The sequence below is a fragment of the Pseudoxanthomonas sp. OG2 genome (assembly GCF_014192765.1).
GTDB classification, from domain to species: Bacteria; Pseudomonadota; Gammaproteobacteria; order Xanthomonadales; family Xanthomonadaceae; genus Pseudoxanthomonas_A; species Pseudoxanthomonas_A beigongshangi.
In genome coordinates this window covers 2,524,148-2,540,800 of the sequence record NZ_JACHYM010000001.1, presented here as the reverse complement: position 1 = coordinate 2,540,800, position 16,653 = coordinate 2,524,148, and the positions used below count along the sequence as shown (strand labels likewise).

The 16,653-nt window shown below is 67.3% G+C and carries 16 protein-coding genes; 7 read left to right on the top strand and 9 right to left on the bottom strand.

The features are described 5' to 3' along the window. Positions 1 to 10 precede the first annotated feature (10 nt). Positions 11 to 580 carry a hypothetical protein gene (locus FHW78_RS11590; protein WP_183640403.1) on the bottom strand — a complete coding sequence of 190 codons (570 nt, stop codon included), beginning with the start codon at positions 578 to 580 and terminating at the stop codon, positions 11 to 13. Positions 581 to 606: 26 nt separating this feature from the next. Further along, on the bottom strand, positions 607 to 1,323 hold the full coding sequence (locus FHW78_RS11585; RefSeq protein WP_183641373.1) for an SURF1 family protein: 717 nt from the start codon (positions 1,321 to 1,323) through the stop codon (positions 607 to 609). A gap of 77 nt (positions 1,324 to 1,400) precedes the next feature. Here FHW78_RS11585 and FHW78_RS11580 point away from each other — a divergent pair, with 77 nt between their 5' ends. Next, positions 1,401 to 1,619 carry a twin transmembrane helix small protein gene (locus tag FHW78_RS11580; RefSeq protein ID WP_183640400.1) on the top strand — a complete coding sequence of 73 codons (219 nt, stop codon included), beginning with the start codon at positions 1,401 to 1,403 and terminating at the stop codon, positions 1,617 to 1,619. Positions 1,620 to 1,771: 152 nt separating this feature from the next. On the opposite strand, the gene FHW78_RS11575 is transcribed toward FHW78_RS11580, so the two are convergent. The 6 genes from FHW78_RS11575 to FHW78_RS11555 are packed head-to-tail and all read right to left on the bottom strand — an operon-like array spanning position 1,772 to position 6,507. After that, positions 1,772 to 2,650, bottom strand: coding sequence for a cytochrome c oxidase subunit 3 (locus FHW78_RS11575; protein ID WP_183640398.1), 879 nt, complete (start codon positions 2,648 to 2,650; stop codon positions 1,772 to 1,774). 28 nt (positions 2,651 to 2,678) lie between these two features. Further along, entirely contained in the window at positions 2,679 to 3,254 is a 576-nt protein-coding gene (locus FHW78_RS11570) for a cytochrome c oxidase assembly protein (protein ID WP_141454509.1), read from the bottom strand. Beyond that, the gene (locus FHW78_RS19980) at positions 3,251 to 3,385 is read right to left on the bottom strand and encodes a hypothetical protein (RefSeq protein WP_255431422.1); all 135 of its coding nucleotides are present in this window, start codon (positions 3,383 to 3,385) and stop codon (positions 3,251 to 3,253) included. The genes FHW78_RS11570 and FHW78_RS19980 overlap by 4 nt, the downstream gene beginning before the upstream one ends. 24 nt (positions 3,386 to 3,409) lie before the next feature. Beyond that, positions 3,410 to 5,023: a cytochrome c oxidase subunit I gene (gene ctaD / locus FHW78_RS11565; protein ID WP_183640395.1), complete on the bottom strand. Its 1,614-nt coding sequence runs from the start codon at positions 5,021 to 5,023 to the stop codon at positions 3,410 to 3,412. Between the two features lie 31 nt (positions 5,024 to 5,054). Next, positions 5,055 to 5,975 (bottom strand): cytochrome c oxidase subunit II, encoded by a 921-nt coding sequence (gene coxB / locus FHW78_RS11560; RefSeq protein WP_255443201.1) that lies wholly within the window; start codon positions 5,973 to 5,975, stop codon positions 5,055 to 5,057. A 52-nt stretch (positions 5,976 to 6,027) separates the two neighbouring features. Beyond that, the gene (locus FHW78_RS11555; RefSeq protein WP_141454512.1) at positions 6,028 to 6,507 is read right to left on the bottom strand and encodes a DUF2244 domain-containing protein; all 480 of its coding nucleotides are present in this window, start codon (positions 6,505 to 6,507) and stop codon (positions 6,028 to 6,030) included. A gap of 223 nt (positions 6,508 to 6,730) precedes the next feature. On the opposite strand from FHW78_RS11555, the gene putA reads away from it, so the two are divergent. The 3 genes from putA (at position 6,731) to FHW78_RS11540 (ending at position 12,501) form a co-directional block, all read left to right on the top strand. Continuing rightward, on the top strand, positions 6,731 to 9,949 hold the full coding sequence (gene putA / locus FHW78_RS11550; RefSeq protein ID WP_183640390.1) for a bifunctional proline dehydrogenase/L-glutamate gamma-semialdehyde dehydrogenase PutA: 3,219 nt from the start codon (positions 6,731 to 6,733) through the stop codon (positions 9,947 to 9,949). 131 nt (positions 9,950 to 10,080) lie between these two features. Next, positions 10,081 to 11,214: a GGDEF domain-containing protein gene (locus FHW78_RS11545; RefSeq protein WP_183640388.1), complete on the top strand. Its 1,134-nt coding sequence runs from the start codon at positions 10,081 to 10,083 to the stop codon at positions 11,212 to 11,214. An 84-nt stretch (positions 11,215 to 11,298) separates the two neighbouring features. Beyond that, complete coding sequence (locus FHW78_RS11540) at positions 11,299 to 12,501, top strand: GGDEF domain-containing protein (RefSeq protein WP_183640385.1); 1,203 nt, start codon at positions 11,299 to 11,301, stop codon at positions 12,499 to 12,501. A gap of 98 nt (positions 12,502 to 12,599) precedes the next feature. Here the strand turns inward: FHW78_RS11540 and FHW78_RS11535 are convergent, their stop codons facing one another. Next, a complete protein-coding gene (locus FHW78_RS11535; protein ID WP_183640383.1) occupies positions 12,600 to 13,964 on the bottom strand; it encodes an outer membrane protein transport protein in 1,365 nt (454 codons plus the stop codon). A 227-nt stretch (positions 13,965 to 14,191) separates the two neighbouring features. Between FHW78_RS11535 and FHW78_RS11530 the strand changes: the two genes are divergently transcribed. The 3 genes from FHW78_RS11530 to FHW78_RS11520 all read left to right on the top strand — a co-directional run bounded on the left by FHW78_RS11530 (position 14,192) and on the right by FHW78_RS11520 (position 16,612). Continuing rightward, the gene (locus tag FHW78_RS11530; protein ID WP_183640380.1) at positions 14,192 to 14,878 is read left to right on the top strand and encodes a rhomboid family intramembrane serine protease; all 687 of its coding nucleotides are present in this window, start codon (positions 14,192 to 14,194) and stop codon (positions 14,876 to 14,878) included. A gap of 60 nt (positions 14,879 to 14,938) precedes the next feature. After that, positions 14,939 to 15,259 (top strand): DUF1820 family protein, encoded by a 321-nt coding sequence (locus tag FHW78_RS11525; protein ID WP_183640377.1) that lies wholly within the window; start codon positions 14,939 to 14,941, stop codon positions 15,257 to 15,259. 84 nt (positions 15,260 to 15,343) lie between these two features. Further along, positions 15,344 to 16,612, top strand: a complete 1,269-nt coding sequence (locus FHW78_RS11520; protein WP_183640375.1) for a cation:proton antiporter — start codon at positions 15,344 to 15,346, stop codon at positions 16,610 to 16,612. The last annotated feature ends 41 nt before the right edge of the window (positions 16,613 to 16,653 follow it).

The following is a 16,653-nucleotide window of genomic DNA, read 5'->3' as shown; positions in this document are numbered from 1 at the left end:
GGGCGCACCCTCAAATCAGTTTCAGCAGCTTCGCGACGTCCTTGTACAGGCCGCCGGCGTCGAAGCCGGGCGGATAGCGCAGGATCACGAAACCATGGGGATCGATGACATAGACGGGCACGCCCTTGGGATCCTGCAGGCGCGGCAATGCCGCCAGCAGTTCCGGCGAAGCCTGCAGCTGGCGGCGTGCTTCGGTCGCCGGCGCTCCCCCCGGCAGCGGGCCGATCCAGAGAATCTCCACCTTGTCGGCGTTGTGCCCGAACAGACGCCAGACCTTGTCCAGGTCCTGCGCCAGCTTCAGGCAGTCGGCGGCGCAATCGGCTGGCGGCGCCACCACGATGCGCCAGATCCGTTCGCCCGGCTGCCAGGCGTAGGGCTGGCCATCGGCCAGGCGGGGCACGATCTGGCGGGCGTCGGACGGTGGTTGCAACATTTCGCCGTTGTTCTTGTGGCCAGCAGGCTGCCAGCCGGCGAAGCGCAGGACGCCGGCACCGAACACGGTGCCGAAGAACAGGGCGAACAGCGCGACCAGCATCCAGCGTCCGCGGGCGCGGCCGGCATCGGGGGGCATCGAAGTCATCCGGCTATTTTCTCATGCACGGCGGCTCAGCGCTCCTGCTGTCGGCGGCGGCCACGACGACTCACCACCAGCGCGGTGATCAGCACCGCCAGCGCCAGCCCGAACCACTGCACCGCATAGCCGAGGTGGCGTTCGGGCGGCAGCGTGTTGGGCAGGATGTCGAGATCGCGCGCATAGCCCAGCGGCAGCGCGGGATCGGGCCGGAACACGCGCGGCGCGAGCGCCGGCAGTTCCAGGTCGCGCGCCAGTGCGGCCATGTCCAGTCCAGTGACCAACCGGTCCCCGCTGGACTGGGTCGCGCTGACCGCCTTGACCAATCCCCCGGCGGGCGGAGGCGCGAGCAGGCCGCTCAGGGTGTACGCGCCCTCGGGCAACGGAATCGCCGGCAGGCGCCGATCGCCGGGCAGCGGCAACCAGCCCAGCTCCACCAGCAGCGGCGGCGCGCCTTCGGGCTGGAACACCCGGTAGGCGCGGATGCCCGCGCGCCCCTCGCGGTTCTGGTTGTCCAGCAGCACCGCCGGCCCCGGCAGGAACCGGCCATGGCCGGAGGCCCAGGCGTAGTCGCCACGCGATCCCGGCCGCGCGGCGTCGGCCAGCGGGACCGCCCGGCGCTCGCTCAGGATCTTCTGCGAGGCCGCCAGCATGGCCTCCTTCTGCTTGGCGCGTCCCAGCTGCCAGGTGCCCAGGCCGCAGAACAGCGCGATCACGGCCAGGGCCAGCGCCCAGCCGACCGCCAGCGGCATCCGCCGGCGGCTCACGCGCGATTTCCCATCGGCTGCAATAATGTGTTCATGCCCGCTGCACGCCCTTCGAGGCACCCATGAATGATTCGTTGAAAACCCTGCTGATCATCGCGTTCCTGATCCTCATCATCTGGAACCTCGGCGCCGGGCTGTATTACCTGCTGGTGGACAAGGGCCAGAGCAAACGCACCGTCAACGCCCTGACCCGCCGCATCGGCCTGTCCGTGGCCCTCATCCTGCTGGTCATCCTCGCGATCTATATGGGATGGATCAAGCCGCATGGGGTGGGAGCCTGATGGCGCTTTGCGCCGGGATTCGGGATTTGTGATTCGGGATTCGAAAGCGGCCTTCGAATCCTCCAGATGAAAAAAGGCGACGGGCTGACCGTCGCCTTTTCTGCATCGGGGACCGGAAACGAATCCCGAATCCCCAATCTCCAATCCCGTCCTTACAGCACGTACACGAACAGGAACAGGCCCAGCCACACCACGTCGACGAAGTGCCAGTACCAGGCCACGGCTTCGAAGCCGAAGTGGTCGTCCTTGGTGAAGTGGCCGCGCGCGCAGCGCAGCCAGATGATCGCCAGCATGATCGTTCCCAGCGTCACGTGCGCGCCGTGGAAGCCGGTCAGCATGAAGAAGGTCGAACCGTAGATGCCCGAACCCAGGGTCAGGTTCAGCTCCTTGTAGGCGTGGATGTACTCCTCCGCCTGGAAGAACAGGAACACGCAACCCAGCAGGACGGTCAGGCCCAGGAACACCAGCAACTGCTTGCGGTGGCCCGCCTTCAGCGCGTGGTGGGCGATGGTGATGGTCACGCCCGAGGTCAGCAGGATGAGGGTGTTGAGCAGCGGCAGGCCCCAGGCCGGGATGGTCTGGAACTGGCCACCGACCTGGCCCGGACCGGCGCTCGGCCAGGCCGAGGAGAAGCCATCCCACAGCAGCGCGTTGGTCATCACGCCGTCGCCTTCGCCGCCCAGCCACGGCAGCGCGAACTGGCGGGCGTAGAACAGCGCGCCGAAGAACGCGGCGAAGAACATCACTTCGGAGAAGATGAACCAGACCATGCCCATGCGGAAGGACACGTCCACCTGCTTGTTGTAGTTGCCGCTGACCGACTCGCGGATCACGTCGCCGAACCACATGAACAGGGTCGCGCAGAGCAGGAACACGCCGGCGAAGAAAGTCCACTTGCCCCAGGCGGCGTCGTTGAGCCAGCTGGCCACGCCGACCATGGTGACGAACATGGAGATGGAGCCCACGAACGGCCACTTGCTGCTGTGTGGCACGAAGTAGATGTTGGCGTCTGGCGAATGAGCTTGTGCCATGGCGTGTCTTCCGGTTCCTAAGGCTCGATCAGGGTGCCGCGTGCGGCGAATTGGACGCGTTGCCCGCGCCCAGTTGCGCGGTCATGGCATCGTTCTTGTAGAAGGTATACGACAGGGTGATGGTCTTCACGTCGGCCGGCAGGTTGGGATCGACGATGAAGCGCACCGGCATGTCGCGCACTTCACCGGCCTGCAGGGTCTGGGCGGTGAAGCAGAAGCATTCGGTCTTGGTGAAGTAGCCCGAGGCGCGCGCCGGGGCCACCGACGGCACCGCGCTGCCCACGATCGGCCGCTGGCCGTCGTTGCGCGCGAAGTACTTGGCCTCGTACAGCTCGCCCGGCACCACCTGCATGGTCAACTGCTCGGGATGGAACGCCCACGGCAGCTTGGAGTTCACGCCACCGTCGAACTGCACGGTGACGACGCGCTTGGCCTTGACCTCGGCGACCTGGGCCTGGCCCGGTCCCTTTTCCAGACGCACGCCGAACACCTTCTCGCAGGCGATCCGGTACAGCGGCACCAGCGAGAACGTCAGCACGAACACGCCCAGCGCCACGCCCACCAGCTTGAGCAGGCCCGCCGAATTGGACGCCTTGCCGCTCATGCGCTCAGCACCGCGCGCAGGATGAACAGCACGAAGATGGCGAAGGCCAGCCCGCCCACGATCCACGCCGTGCGCAGCACCGCCTTGCGGCGGCGCGCGGTTTCTTCCGGCGAGAGCATCGGAGCGTTCATGGACTCAGCCACCCGTCACCCGGCTCAGTGGGTCACGTCGCCGTGCGCCAGGTCGCCATCCTTGATGACCGGCGGGGTGCTGAAGGTGTGGTGCGGCGCCGGCGACGGCACGGTCCACTCCAGGCCACGGGCGTTTTCCCAGGCGCGCGCATCGGCCTTGGCACCGTTGCGCAGCGAGCTCCACAGGATGAAGGCCATCATGAAGGGCGTCAGGAACATGCCGAACGCGCCGATCGAGCTGACCAGGTTCCAGTCCGCGAACACCGGGTTGTAGTCCGGGATGCGGCGCGGCATGCCGGCCAGACCCAGGAAGTGCTGCGGGAAGAACAGCAGGTTGACGAAGATCACCGTCCACCAGAAATGGAACTTGCCGGCGGTCTCGTTGTACATGCGGCCGGTCCACTTCGGCCACCAGTAATAGGTGGCGGCGATGATGGAGAACAGCGCGCCGGTCACCAGCACGTAGTGGAAGTGCGCGACCACGAAGTAGGTGTCGTGGTACTGGAAGTCCGCCGGCACGATGGCCAGCATCAGGCCGGAGAAGCCACCGATGGTGAACAGGATGACGAAGCCCACCGCCCACAGCATCGGGGTTTCGAAGCTCAGCGAGCCCTTCCACATCGTGCTGACCCAGTTGAACACCTTCACGCCGGTCGGGATGGCGATCAGCATGGTGGCGAACATGAAGTAGATCTCGCCGCCCAGCGGCATGCCCACCGTGAACATGTGGTGCGCCCACACGATGAACGACAGGAACGCGATCGAAGCGGTCGCGTACACCATGGCCTGGTAGCCGAACAGCGGCTTGCGGCTGAAGGTCGGGATGATTTCCGACACCACGCCGAACGCCGGCAGGATCATGATGTAGACCTCGGGGTGGCCGAAGAACCAGAAGATGTGCTGGTACATCACCGGGTCGCCGCCGCCGGCGGCGTTGAAGAAGCTGGTGCCGAAGAACTTGTCGGTCAGCAGCATGGTGACCGCACCCGCCAGCACCGGCATCACGGCGATCAGCAGGAACGCGGTGATCAGCCAGGTCCAGCAGAAGATCGGCATCTTCAGCAGGTCGATGCCCGGGGCGCGCATGTTCAGCACGGTCGCGATGATGTTGATCGCGCCCATGATCGAGCTCACGCCCATCATGTGGATGGCGAAGATGCTGAAGGCCACGTTGGCGCCGCCCTGCAGCGACAGCGGCGGATACAGGGTCCAGCCACCGGCCGGCGCGCCGCCCGGCAGGAACAGGGTCATCAGCAGCAGGGTGAAGGCGAACGGCATGATCCAGAAGGACCAGTTGTTCATGCGCGGCAGCGCCATGTCAGGCGCGCCGATCTGCAGCGGGATCATCCAGTTGGCGAGGCCGACGAAGGCCGGCATCACGCCACCGAAGATCATGACCAGCGCGTGCACGGTGGTCATCTGGTTGAAGAACTCGGGCTTGACGAACTGCAGGCCCGGGGTCATCAGCTCGGCACGGATGATCACCGACATGCCCGCGCCGATGATGAACATGATGAAGCTGAAAATCAGGTAGAGCGTACCGATGTCTTTGTGGTTGGTCGAAAAGAACCAACGCTCGATGAAGCTCTGCTGGTGACCGTGGTGATCGTCGTGGTGATCGACGGCGGTGTGGGCCATGTTCGTGATCTCTTGCAGCTGAAGCGGACGATTAAGCCTGCGCCTGGGGCGCGGCCGGCTCGCTGGTGGGGGCGGCGTCGGTGGCCGGGGCCGGAACGGCCTGGCCATCGGCGGGCACGGCTTCCGCCGGCGCGGCGGGAGCAGCCGGGGCCGCCGGAGCGGGCGCCGGGGCCGGCTTCCTCTCTGCCAGCCACTTCTGGAATTCTTCCTTCGGCACCGCGCGCACGACAATCGGCATGAAGCCGTGGTCCTTGCCGCACAGCTCGGCGCACTGGCCGCGGTACACGCCCGGTTCCTTGATGTCGGTCCAGGCCTCGTTGACGATGCCCGGGATAGCGTCCTGCTTCCAGCCCAGCGCCGGCACCCACCAGGCGTGGATGACGTCGTCGGCGGTGATCACGAAGCGGATCTTGGTGTTGACCGGCAGGACGAGCTCGTTGTCCACGTCCAGCAGGTAGTGCGGGTTCTTGGCCAGATCCGGCTTCTCGCCGCTCTGGCGGATGCGGTCGGACTCGCGGTCCAGGCGGCTGGTGAAGGACACGTCCTCGCCCAGGTATTCGTACTTCCACATCCACTGGTAACCGGTGACCTTGACGGTCATCTCGGAGTCGCGGGTGTCGTACATGGCGATCAGCTTGGCGGTCGCCGGCCAGGCCATGACCACCAGAATCAGCACCGGGATGACGGTCCAGATGATTTCCGCGGTGGTGTTGTGGCTGAACTGCGCGGCCACCGCACCCTTGGACTTGCGGAACTTGAACATCGCGTAGCCCATCGCGCCGAACACGATGATGCCGATCACGATGCACACGATCAGCGCCACCATGTGCGCGTCGTAGGCGTGCTGGGACGAGGCGGTGACGCCCTTGCCCATGTTCAGCTGCCACGGCTTCGGGTCCGCCGACTGCGCCCACGCCAGCGCCGGCGAAGCCAGCAGCGCGCAGGCCGTCATCAAACGCTTCCAATACCCATTCACTTGCGTCATTGCCTAGACCCCAAATGCGTCATCGGTTGCGACCGCTCGCGGCCGCCAGTAAATCCTGCAACTTGTCCGCCAGCTGCCGGCGCTCGCCCGGACCGAGGAAATTGCCCACCTCGACCCGGCGACCACTGGAAGCCAGCGAAATCCTTTCGCCATCCGCCTCGATACGGAGCCGCACCCAATAAGGATGCGCCCGGAACACCGGTCCGGCCTCGGGGGTGCGGCTGACTTCCACGACCTCCGGACCGATGGTGATGTCCTCACCCCGCTCGCCGCTGCGCCATAGCCAACGCAACGCCGCGCCCACGAATGCGCTGTGCAGCAGGGCGAAGGCCGGTGCGAAGGCGTTGCCGGCCAGCCAGCCCAGCAGGGCCACCAGCCACATCGCCCCGGCCAGCGCGGCGAACAAGGCCACGAACTGGCGGGCCGTCAAGGCCCGGGGCGGTCGCAGCCGGAGCCGCGCGCCGTGGATACCCGGCAATGACGGAAGCACTTCGATCATGCTGCCAACCGCGCAACGAGGCCGCGGAAAACCCCTAAATGTTAGCCTCCCCCCCCTGTTGCGGCAAGTTGCAATGATCTCGGTCAATCGGCCGGACCCCGCGCGCGCCGTTTCCGGCGGCCCCGGATGGCGTGAAACCCGCGCCATCCGGTTCCATCCATTCGCGAACGGTGGTCCGGCTCACTACACTATCGGGCTCCATCGCCCGCTTCCGATCACGTTCATGAGCTCCCAGCCCCAGTCCGGCACCGAGGCGGCCCCGCCGCCGGCGACCGCCGGCATCGTTTCCCCCGAACTCCCCGCCCCGCCGTCGGCCCTGCGGGCCGCCATCACCGCGGCCTGGCTGCGCGACGAAGCCGAACACGTGCGCGAACTGCTCGCCCAGGCCCGGCTGCCGGCCGACGAGCAGGCCCGCGCGCAGGCGCTGGCCGCCGATCTGGTCGCGCGGGTCCGCGCCCGCGCCCAGGATCAGGGCGCCATCGAGGCCTTCATGCGCCAGTACGACCTGGGCAGCGAGGAAGGCGTGCTGCTGATGTGCGTGGCCGAGGCGCTGCTGCGCATTCCGGACCAGGAAACCGCCGACAAGCTGATCCGCGACAAGCTGGGCGACGCCGACTGGGAAAAGCACCTGGGCCAGAGCGATTCGGTGCTGGTCAACGCCTCCACCTGGGGCCTGATGCTGACCGGCCGGCTGGTCAATCTCAACGATCTGACCCGCCACGACGTGCCCGGCGCCTTCAAGCGCCTGATCGGCCGCGTCGGCGAGCCGGTCATCCGGCTGGCGGTGCGCCAGGCCATGCGCATCATGGGCCACCAGTTCGTGATGGGCCGGACCATCGAGGAAGCGCTGGGCCGTTCGCGCAAGGGCGACAACGCCAACTACCGCTATTCGTTCGACATGCTGGGCGAGGGCGCGCTGACCTCGAAGGACGCCGCACGCTATCTGGAGGCCTATCGGAAGGCCATCCATTCAATCGGCAAGACGGGCCCCTTCCCCGACGTCTTCGCCGCTCCCAGCATCTCCATCAAGCTCTCGGCCCTGCATCCGCGCTACGAGCACGCCAAGCGCGCGCGGGTGATGAAGGAACTGGCGCCGGGCATCCTGGAACTGGCTCAGCTGGCCAAGTCGTACGGCATCGGCTTCACCATCGACGCCGAGGAAGCCGACCGGCTTGAACTGTCGCTGGATCTGATCGAGGCCACCTTCTCCGACCAGTCGCTGGACGGCTGGGAAGGCTACGGCCTGGCCGTGCAGGCGTACCAGAAGCGCACGCCCTACGTGATCGACTTCCTCGCCGATCTGGCCCGCCGGGTCGGCCGGCGCATGCCGGTGCGGCTGGTCAAGGGCGCCTACTGGGACGCCGAGGTCAAGCGCGCGCAGATCGACGGCCATCCGGGCTATCCGGTGTTCACCCGCAAGCCGAACACCGACGTGTCCTACCTGGCCAACGCGCGACGCATGTTCGAGCACGGCGACGCGCTGTATCCGATGTTCGCCACCCACAACGCACAGACCATCGCCGCGATCCGCTCGATTGCCCGGGGCCGCCCGTACGAGCACCAGAAGCTGCATGGCATGGGCGACGACCTGTACGCGGAAGTGATTCCCGCCGACCGCCTGGGCGTGCCCTGCCGCGTCTACGCGCCGGTCGGCTCGCACGAGGATCTGCTGCCGTACCTGGTCCGCCGCCTGCTGGAGAACGGCGCCAATTCCAGCTTCGTCAACCGCATCACCGACGAGAACGTGGCCATCGAGGACCTGATCCGCGACCCGGTGGAAACCGTGTCCGCGTTCGATTCCATCCCGCATCCCCGCATCCCGCTGCCGCGCGATCTCTTCCGCAACCAGGCAGCCCCCATCCCGACTTCTGACAGGAACAACTCCATGGGCGCCAACCTCGCCAACGACAACGACCTGCGCGTGCTGGCCGAGCGCGTCAATGCCGCGGTCAAGCCGTGGCGCGCGGCGGCGCTGGTGCCGGGCGCGGTGGTCGCGGGCGCGGCGCTGCCGGTGACCAACCCGGCCGATCGCCGCCAGACCGTGGGTGAATGGCAACCGGCCGACGGCGCGGCGGTGGAAAAAGCGCTGCAGAACGCCGTGGCCGCGCAGCCGACTTGGGATCGCACCCCGGCCGCCAGCCGCGCCGCGATCCTGGAGCACGCCGCCGACCTGCTGGAACAGCGCATGCCCGAGTACATCGCGCTGTGCGTGAAGGAAGCCGGCAAGACCCTGCCCGACAGCGTCGCCGAAGTGCGCGAGGCGGTGGATTTCCTGCGCTACTACGGCGCCCAGGCGCGCGCGCAGTTCGGCGCCGCCGAACGCCTGCCCGGCCCGACCGGCGAATCCAACGAGCTGCAGCTGCACGGCCGTGGCGTGTTCGTCTGCATCAGTCCGTGGAACTTCCCGCTGGCGATTTTCCTTGGCCAGGTCAGTGCCGCGCTCGCCGCCGGCAACAGTGTCATCGCCAAGCCCGCCGAACAGACCAACCTGATCGGCCACGCGGCGGTGAAACTGCTGCACGAAGCCGGCATCCCGGAAAGCGTGCTGCAGTTCCTGCCCGGCGACGGCGCCACCGTCGGCGCCGCGCTCACCAAGGATCCGCGCGTGGCCGGCGTGGCTTTCACCGGTTCCACCGAGACCGCTCGCGCGATCAACCGCTCGCTGGCCGCGCGCGATGCCGCCATCGGCGTGCTGATCGCCGAGACCGGCGGCCAGAACGCGTTCATCGCCGACTCCTCGGCGCTGCCGGAACAGCTGGTCAAGGACGCCATCGGTTCGGCCTTCACCTCCGCCGGCCAGCGCTGCTCGGCCGCGCGCGTGCTGTTCGTGCAGGACGACATCGCCGACAAGGTGATGACCATGCTGGCCGGCGCGATGGAGGAACTGAAGGTCGGGGATCCCGGCTTGCTGTCCACCGACGTCGGCCCGGTGATCGACGCCGACGCGCTGAAGATCCTGGAGGACCACGCCGCGCGCATGGCCACCGAAGCCCGCCTGATCAAGCAGGCCAACCTGGGCGAGGACGCCGCCCACGGCACCTTCTTCGCGCCACGTGCGTGGGAGCTGAAGTCGCTGGACCAGTTGCATCGCGAGATCTTCGGACCCGCCCTGCACGTGGTGCGCTGGAAGGCCGATCAGCTCGACCAGGTGATCGACGCCATCAACGCCACCGGTTTCGGCCTGACCCTGGGCGTGCACTCGCGCATCGACGAGACGGTCGATCGCATCGCCGCGCGGGTCAAGGTCGGCAACGTCTACGTCAACCGCAACCAGATCGGCGCGGTGGTGGGCGTGCAGCCGTTCGGCGGCCAGGGCCTGTCCGGCACCGGCCCCAAGGCCGGCGGTCCGCACTACCTGCCGCGCTTCGCCACCGAAAAGACCGTGACCGTCAACACCACGGCCGCCGGCGGCAATGCCTCGCTGCTGACCCTGGGCGACTGAGTTCCGGCAGAGGCCGCCAGGCCGTCGTTCCCCCTCAGGGCCGCCTCGCGCGGCCCTGTTGTTTTGTGACGTAGTGCCGATAACATGCCCATGGGGATCCAGGGGCTGGCAGGCGGATGAGTTGGGCGGTTTTGCTGACGCTATTGAGCGACTGCCTGCTGGCGGTCGTGCTGTTCGTCCTGTTCTGGTACGTGGCGCGGGTGTCGCGCAACATCCAGGGCGCGTTCACCTGGGGCGCCGCGCACCTGGTCTACACGATCGGGGCGACCCTGTTCGACGCCGGCACGGCCACTTTCGCCGACGCCGGCCTGGCAACCGCAGCCGCGTTGTCCACCCACCTGGGTTCGGCCGTCCTGTGCGGCGGGATGGCGGCGCTGGGCTGGGCGGTCGTGCAGTTCGCCCGGCGGCGCGCACTGCACCGGCTGGAAATCGCGGTCGTGCCCATGGCCGTCGCGCCGCCGCTGCTGGTCTGGGGCCTGGGCGGTGGCTGGGAGGCGCAGAGCGTCGTCCTCAATTGCGTGGAATTGCTGGTCCTGTTGTGGATGATCTGGCACCTGCATGTCCTGCGCGAGGATCCCTACCGGCTGCCCGCGCGGATGATGATGCTGGGGTGTGGACTGCTGGCGGTGCTGTACGGCAGCGTGGTGCCCGGGTGGTCGCTCAGCCATTTCGGTTTCGACGAGATCTGGGTCAGCGTGGACCTGTCGATCTGGTTCATGCTCAATTTCTGCATGCTGATGCTATGCAGCTTCCGCGCCGCCGAATCGCTCAAGCTCAGCGCCATGTTCGATCCGCTGACCGGTGCGCTGAACCGGCGCGGCCTGCACGGCGAACTCAGCAGTTGGCCGGATCGCGACCAGCCCGGACTCAGCGTCATCGCCATCGATCTGGATCATTTCAAGGCGATCAATGATCGCCATGGCCACGACACCGGCGATCGGGTCCTGCAACGCTTCAGCGAAACCGTGCGCAGCGGCCTGCGCAGCGATCAACTGTTCGCGCGCATGGGGGGCGAGGAATTCGCGGTGGTCATGCCGGGAACCGATCGCGAAACCGCGCGACACCTGTCCGAGCGCCTGCGCAACCAGATGATGCGGCTGGAGTTCAGTCCTCCCGAGGGGCGCCCGTTCCGGGTGACGATCAGCCTGGGCATCGCTTTCGGGGGAAGCGACGGAGAGCCGTTCGTGGAGCTGATGCGACGCGCGGACGATGCGTTGTACGCGGCCAAGCGCAAGGGCCGCAACCGGGTCGAGATGCAACCCTGAATGCGGCCGTGGCGCTCCGCCGCGCCACTTTCCCGCCGATAGCCGGAATTGGCCGCGTTCTGCGTTGGTACGGGGAACAGGACGTTGCACTGCGCCAAAGGCAAGACCGGCTTGATGACCACCGATTTCTACCATCTGCTGATTAGCGACTGCGCGCTGGCGGCGGTGCTGCTGGGACTTTTCTTCTACGTGTCGCGGGTATCGCGCGGCGTGCGCGGCATCACTGCCTGGGGCGTGGCCCATTTCGTCTACTCGCTGGGCGCGGCCCTGCTCGACGGCACCTCGCAGGTGGCTTCGCGTTCCGGCGCGCAGGATCTGGCGCATGCCATCGCCGGGCTGGGTGGGCTGCTGGCCTGTGCCGGCCTGATTGGCCTGGCGTGGTCGGTGATCCAGTTCGTGCACCAGCGCGCGCTCCTTCCCGGTGAACGCGCGCTCATGCCGCTGGCCCTGGCGTTGCCGCTGGGCGGCTGGCTGCTCTACGGCCATGGGGATATCCAGGACGCACAAGGCGCGGCGATGAGCGCGGTGGAGGTGTTCGCGCTGGCGGTGGTGATCTGGCAGCTGCGCCTGTTGCGGGCCGGCCCGGACCATGTGCCCGCCCGGCTGATGATGACCGCGTGCGTGGCGCTTCTGTACCTCTATGGCCGCGATCTCGCACATGCGCTGACCGGGCGTTATGGCCCGAATCCGTCATGGGTGAACGCGGATCTGTCGATCTGGTTCATGCTCAATTTCTGCATGCTGATGCTGGCCAGCTTCCGCGCCGCGGAAGCGCTGCGCCAGAGCGCGCTGCTGGATCCGCTCACTGGCGCATTGAACCGCCGGGGCCTGGACAGCGAACTGCGTTCCAGCGCCCGCTTCGTCACCCTGGAAGGCGGGCTCGCGGTGATCGCGCTGGACCTGGATCACTTCAAGGCGGTCAACGATCACCACGGCCACGAAACCGGCGATCAGGTCCTGCAGCGGTTTTCAGACGTGGTGCGCGGATGCATCCGCAGCAACGATCTGTTCGTGCGCCTGGGCGGGGAGGAATTCATGCTGGTGCTGCGCGAGACCTCGCCGGAAGTCGCGCATCGGCTGGCCGAACGCATCCGCACGCAGGTGATGTCGCTGGAATTCCCCGCGCCCGCTTTCCGGGTCACCGTCAGCCTGGGCATCGCCCACACCCGCTATCGCCACACCGGATTCAACGATCTGGTGCGGCTGGCGGACGAGGCCCTCTACGCGGCCAAGCGCAATGGACGCAATCGCGTCGAACTGCGGATGCATCCCGCGCCTGTGCTCTAGCTCGGGCAACACGCCCGCATTCAATGGCGCGATCACGGAAAAGAAAAACCCCGCCGAAGCGGGGTTTCCGGTGTCGCGTCGGCAATGCCGGGATTCGATCAGAACTTGTAGTTGATCGAAGCTGCCAGCACGTCGCCCGCCACGTCGTAGGAACCGGACAGCGTGCTGCCGGTCGCCGAGACCTGATCGACGGTCGGGTCCTTGGTGAACAGGTGGGTGTAGCCGAAGCTGTACTCCGCCTTTTCCGACGGCGCCCAGGTCAGGCCGAGCGACAGCCACTTGCGGCTGGTGTCCGGCACGCGCACGTCGCGGTGCTCGGCGGTGGTCGGGGTCTGGTCGTAGGCCACGCCGCCGCGCAGGGTCAGCGTGTCGCTCAGGCGGTAGTCCGCACCGATCGAGCTGAAGGTCGTGTCGCGGTAGTGGAACGGCAGCACGTTGTTCGGCTGGTTCGACTGGAAGTCGACAGTGACCGCGTCGAACGAGGGCGCCCAGAAGGTGCGCGTCACGTCGGCCATGATGGTCAGCTTGTCGTTGACCTGGCGGGTGAAGCTCAGGGTCGCCGAGGCCGGCAGTTCGATGGTCGCGCGGCCACCGGTGTTCACGAACAGGCCGCGCGCGGCCAGCACCGCCTGGCCCTGGGTGGCCCGGGCATTGGTCGCCGTGAAGGTGGCCTTGCCGTTGGTGATCTCGTGCTTGACCTTGGAGCGGTAGCTCAGGCCGATGTGGGTCTGGTCGTTGACGCTGAACAGGCCGCCGACGGTGAAGCCCCAGTCATTGCTGCTGCCTTCGAGCTGGCTGTACAGGTCGGCGTTGCCCGGCAGGAAGCCAAGCGCGCCGCCGCCCTGCGAGAACATCACCGCGCCCAGATCGACGGCGTTGCTCAGGTCCACTTCCAGGCGCTCGACGAACACCGACGCGCCGAAGGACACGTAGGGGTTCACGTCATAGGAAATCGCCAGGCCGAGGTCGGCGGTCTTCAGGTCGGTCTTGACGCCATGGTAGCGGCCGACCCAGTTGCGGTCGTATTCGGTCTTGAAGCCGAACGGCACGGTCAGCGACGCGCCCAGGTGGGCCTTCTCGCCGATCATGGTGTGGAAGTACGCGGCCGGAACCGCCGCGATGGTGCCGGCGTCGCCGCCGTTGCCGCCGGAGATCGGCATGCCGGTGCCCGCGCCGGTCGGACCGGCGAGGCGTCCGCCGCCCTCGAAATCAGCCGAGAAGCTGATGGCGCTGACGTCGGCCTGGAATTGGGTTTCCTTCATGTGGCGCATCGCGGCCGGATTGGTCGCGATCACCGAGGCGTCGCCCGGGGCGCTGCCCGAACCGGCGAACGCGCGGCCGAGACCCTTGGCGCTGTTTTCCTTCAGCTGGAACGCGGCGCCGTGCGCCTGACCGAAAGCCAGAACGCCGGCAATGCCGAAGGCCAGCGCGGAAATACGGGCAAAACTGTTGACGGAATGCATGGTGTCTCTCTCCGGAGGACGTGGGTTACGGTCAATGCGCCGCTGGAAGCGACCGGCGTTATGCCCGCCGGTTCGTCCGCCGGAAGCCCCTCCCGACATACGACGCCGTATGCAGTATACCCATGTCTTCTAACCGAAAGCTAACAAACTCTTGGCACGGTCCGAGGGGTTTTCCTGAACAGGGAAACGACACGGGTGACAGGCGCTGCGAGTTAAAGTGAGGCGGTATGTTCGTCTCCTTGCCCTCCCGCCGGAAGCCTTCGCTGCGCTGGGCCACGCCCGCGCTGCTGGGCCTGTTGTGGCTGGCGTTCCTGTGGGCGGCGATGCAACCGGATCGTCCGTTGCTGCTGCAGGAATGGGGCGCGTTGTCCGGCGGCCTGACCTCGTTGCCGGCCTGGCTGGCCGATCTCCAGGACGGCAGCGTGCTGCGCCTGTTCACCGCCTTGTTCCTGCATGCGGACTGGGCCCACCTGCTGGGCAATCTGGTGTTCCTGCTGATCTTCGGGATGCCGGCCGAGCGGACCATGGGGCCGTGGCGGTTCCTGATCCTGTTCCTGTTGGGCGGCGCGGTCGCCAACCTGGCCGCGGTGCTCACCATCGGTACGCCCGACCGAGTGGTGATCGGCGCCAGCGGCGCGGTCTCGGCGGTGATCGGCGCCTACCTGGCGCTGTTCCCGACCGCCAAGCTCGGCGTGGTGCTGCCGCTCGGGCTGTTCCTGGAATTCGTCAAGGCGCCGGCCTCGCTGCTGATCGGCATCTGGGCGCTGCTGCAGGTGGTGTTCGCCTACACCGGCCCGGCCTTCGGCGCGGTGGCCTGGTCGGCGCACATCGCCGGATTCCTGTTCGGGGTGGTGTTCGCCCTGTTCGTCCGTGCCGCCATCGCCCGGCGCCTGCGCAAGCGGCAGGGCTATTGAAGCGGCGGCGGGGCGGCCTCACTTTCCCCCCATCGCATCGGTTTCCCCACTCCCCGCCCCATGGCAAAGAAGCTCTACAAGGTCACCTTCCTCAACCACAACAAGGTCTACGAGTTGTATGCGGGCCACGTGGGCGCCAGCGGCCTGTGGGGCTTCACCGAAGTGGGCGAGCTGGTCTTCGATCTGCACGACGGGCTGGTGGTGGATCCCACCGAGGAGCGTCTGCGCGACGAGTTCGGCGATACGCGCGTCCTGCACCTGCCGATGCAGAGCATCATCCGGGTCGAGGAAGTCGAGCGCAAAGGCCAGTCGGCCATCCGCGACGCCGCCACCGGCGAGAAGGTGGTCACCCCGTTCCCGCTGCCGGCCAAGCCGCGCTGACCGGAGCCGGCGGGTAACCGCCAGTACGCTCCGCCGTCCCCGCCGACCGCCTATGATGGCGCGTCGAGTCCCGGGGTTGTCTTGATGTCCACGCCGCAGTTGTCCGTCTACTTCTTCCTGCAGGCGGGCATCATCATCCTGGTCTGCCGCCTGGTCGGCCGCCTCGCGCAACGTTTCGGGCAACCGCAGGTGGTCGGCGAGATGATCGCCGGCGTCACCCTGGGTCCCTCGCTGTTCGGCGCGCTGATGCCCGAGACCCAGCTGGCGCTGTTCCCCAAGCCGACCCTGGACATGCTGTATGTCGGCGGACAGGTCGGCGTGGGCATGTACATGTTCCTGGTCGGCACCGAGTTCCGCGCCGACCATTTCCGCGCGCGCTACCGCAGCGCGATGGCGGTGTCCTGGGCCGGCATCGCCGTGCCGTTCCTGCTCGCATTCGCGCTGGCGCCCTGGCTGCAGCACGTGCCGGGGCTGTTCTCGGACAAGACCCGCTTCCTGGAAGTCGCGTTGTTCCTCGGCGCGGCGATCGCGATCACCGCGTTCCCGATGCTGGCGCGCATCATCCACGAGCGCGGACTGACCGGAACGCCGCTGGGTACCCTGGCGCTCACCGCGGGCGCGATGGACGACGCCGCGGCCTGGTGCATCCTGGCGATCGTGCTGGCCAGTTTCGGCGGCAGTTGGGCGCAGGCATGGCTGGCGATCGGCGGCGGCATCGCCTACCTGAGCTTCATGTTGCTGGCGGGCCGGCGCCTGCTGGCACCGCTGGCCACGCGCGTGCCGGAGCAGGGACCGCTGCCGTCCTCGGTGTTGGCCTGGGTGATGGCCCTGTTCTTCCTGTGCGCATGGGGGATGGACGCCATCGGCATCCACGCGGTGTTCGGCGGCTTCATCCTCGGCGCCTGCCTGCCGCGCGGCGTGCTCACCGAACGCCTGCGCGAACTGCTGCAGCCGATGGTGGTGGTGGTCCTGCTGCCGCTGTTCTTCACCTATTCCGGCCTGAAGACCCAACTGTCGGTGTTCATGGATCCGGCGATGCTGCTGCCGGCCATCGCGATCCTGCTGGCCTCGTTCGGCGGCAAGGCGATCGCCTGCTGGGCGGCGGCGCGATTGTCGGGCGAGCCGCCGCGTGACGCGATGGCGATCGGCGCCCTGATGAACGCCCGCGGCCTGATGGAACTGATCATCATCAACATCGGCCTGCAGGCCGGCGTCATCGAACCGGGCCTGTTCTCGATCCTGGTGATCATGGCGATCCTCACCACCCTGATGGGGACACCGTTGTTCAATCGGATCATGCGCGACCGCCGCGCCGCCAGTCCGCCGATGGCCGGGGATCCCTCGCTGCCCTGACCGTGCGGTTCGCGGGGATGGATGGCCTAGAATCGCCACTC

What these genes read in the sequence shown, in the direction of transcription:
- coxB (WP_255443201.1), bottom strand. Translation starts at nt 5,975, where the DNA reads ATGACGGCCTGCGCGCTGCTGGCTTCGCCGGCGCTGGCGTGGGCGCAG.
- FHW78_RS11535 (WP_183640383.1), bottom strand. Translation starts at nt 13,964, where the DNA reads ATGCATTCCGTCAACAGTTTTGCCCGTATTTCCGCGCTGGCCTTCGGC.
- FHW78_RS11580 (WP_183640400.1), top strand. Translation starts at nt 1,401, where the DNA reads ATGAATGATTCGTTGAAAACCCTGCTGATCATCGCGTTCCTGATCCTC.
- ctaD (WP_183640395.1), bottom strand. Translation starts at nt 5,023, where the DNA reads ATGGCCCACACCGCCGTCGATCACCACGACGATCACCACGGTCACCAG.
- FHW78_RS11585 (WP_183641373.1), bottom strand. Translation starts at nt 1,323, where the DNA reads ATGCCGCTGGCGGTCGGCTGGGCGCTGGCCCTGGCCGTGATCGCGCTG.
- putA (WP_183640390.1), top strand. Translation starts at nt 6,731, where the DNA reads ATGAGCTCCCAGCCCCAGTCCGGCACCGAGGCGGCCCCGCCGCCGGCG.
- FHW78_RS19980 (WP_255431422.1), bottom strand. Translation starts at nt 3,385, where the DNA reads ATGAACGCTCCGATGCTCTCGCCGGAAGAAACCGCGCGCCGCCGCAAG.
- FHW78_RS11555 (WP_141454512.1), bottom strand. Translation starts at nt 6,507, where the DNA reads ATGATCGAAGTGCTTCCGTCATTGCCGGGTATCCACGGCGCGCGGCTC.
- FHW78_RS11530 (WP_183640380.1), top strand. Translation starts at nt 14,192, where the DNA reads ATGTTCGTCTCCTTGCCCTCCCGCCGGAAGCCTTCGCTGCGCTGGGCC.
- FHW78_RS11525 (WP_183640377.1), top strand. Translation starts at nt 14,939, where the DNA reads ATGGCAAAGAAGCTCTACAAGGTCACCTTCCTCAACCACAACAAGGTC.
- FHW78_RS11570 (WP_141454509.1), bottom strand. Translation starts at nt 3,254, where the DNA reads ATGAGCGGCAAGGCGTCCAATTCGGCGGGCCTGCTCAAGCTGGTGGGC.
- FHW78_RS11590 (WP_183640403.1), bottom strand. Translation starts at nt 580, where the DNA reads ATGACTTCGATGCCCCCCGATGCCGGCCGCGCCCGCGGACGCTGGATG.
- FHW78_RS11520 (WP_183640375.1), top strand. Translation starts at nt 15,344, where the DNA reads ATGTCCACGCCGCAGTTGTCCGTCTACTTCTTCCTGCAGGCGGGCATC.
- FHW78_RS11575 (WP_183640398.1), bottom strand. Translation starts at nt 2,650, where the DNA reads ATGGCACAAGCTCATTCGCCAGACGCCAACATCTACTTCGTGCCACAC.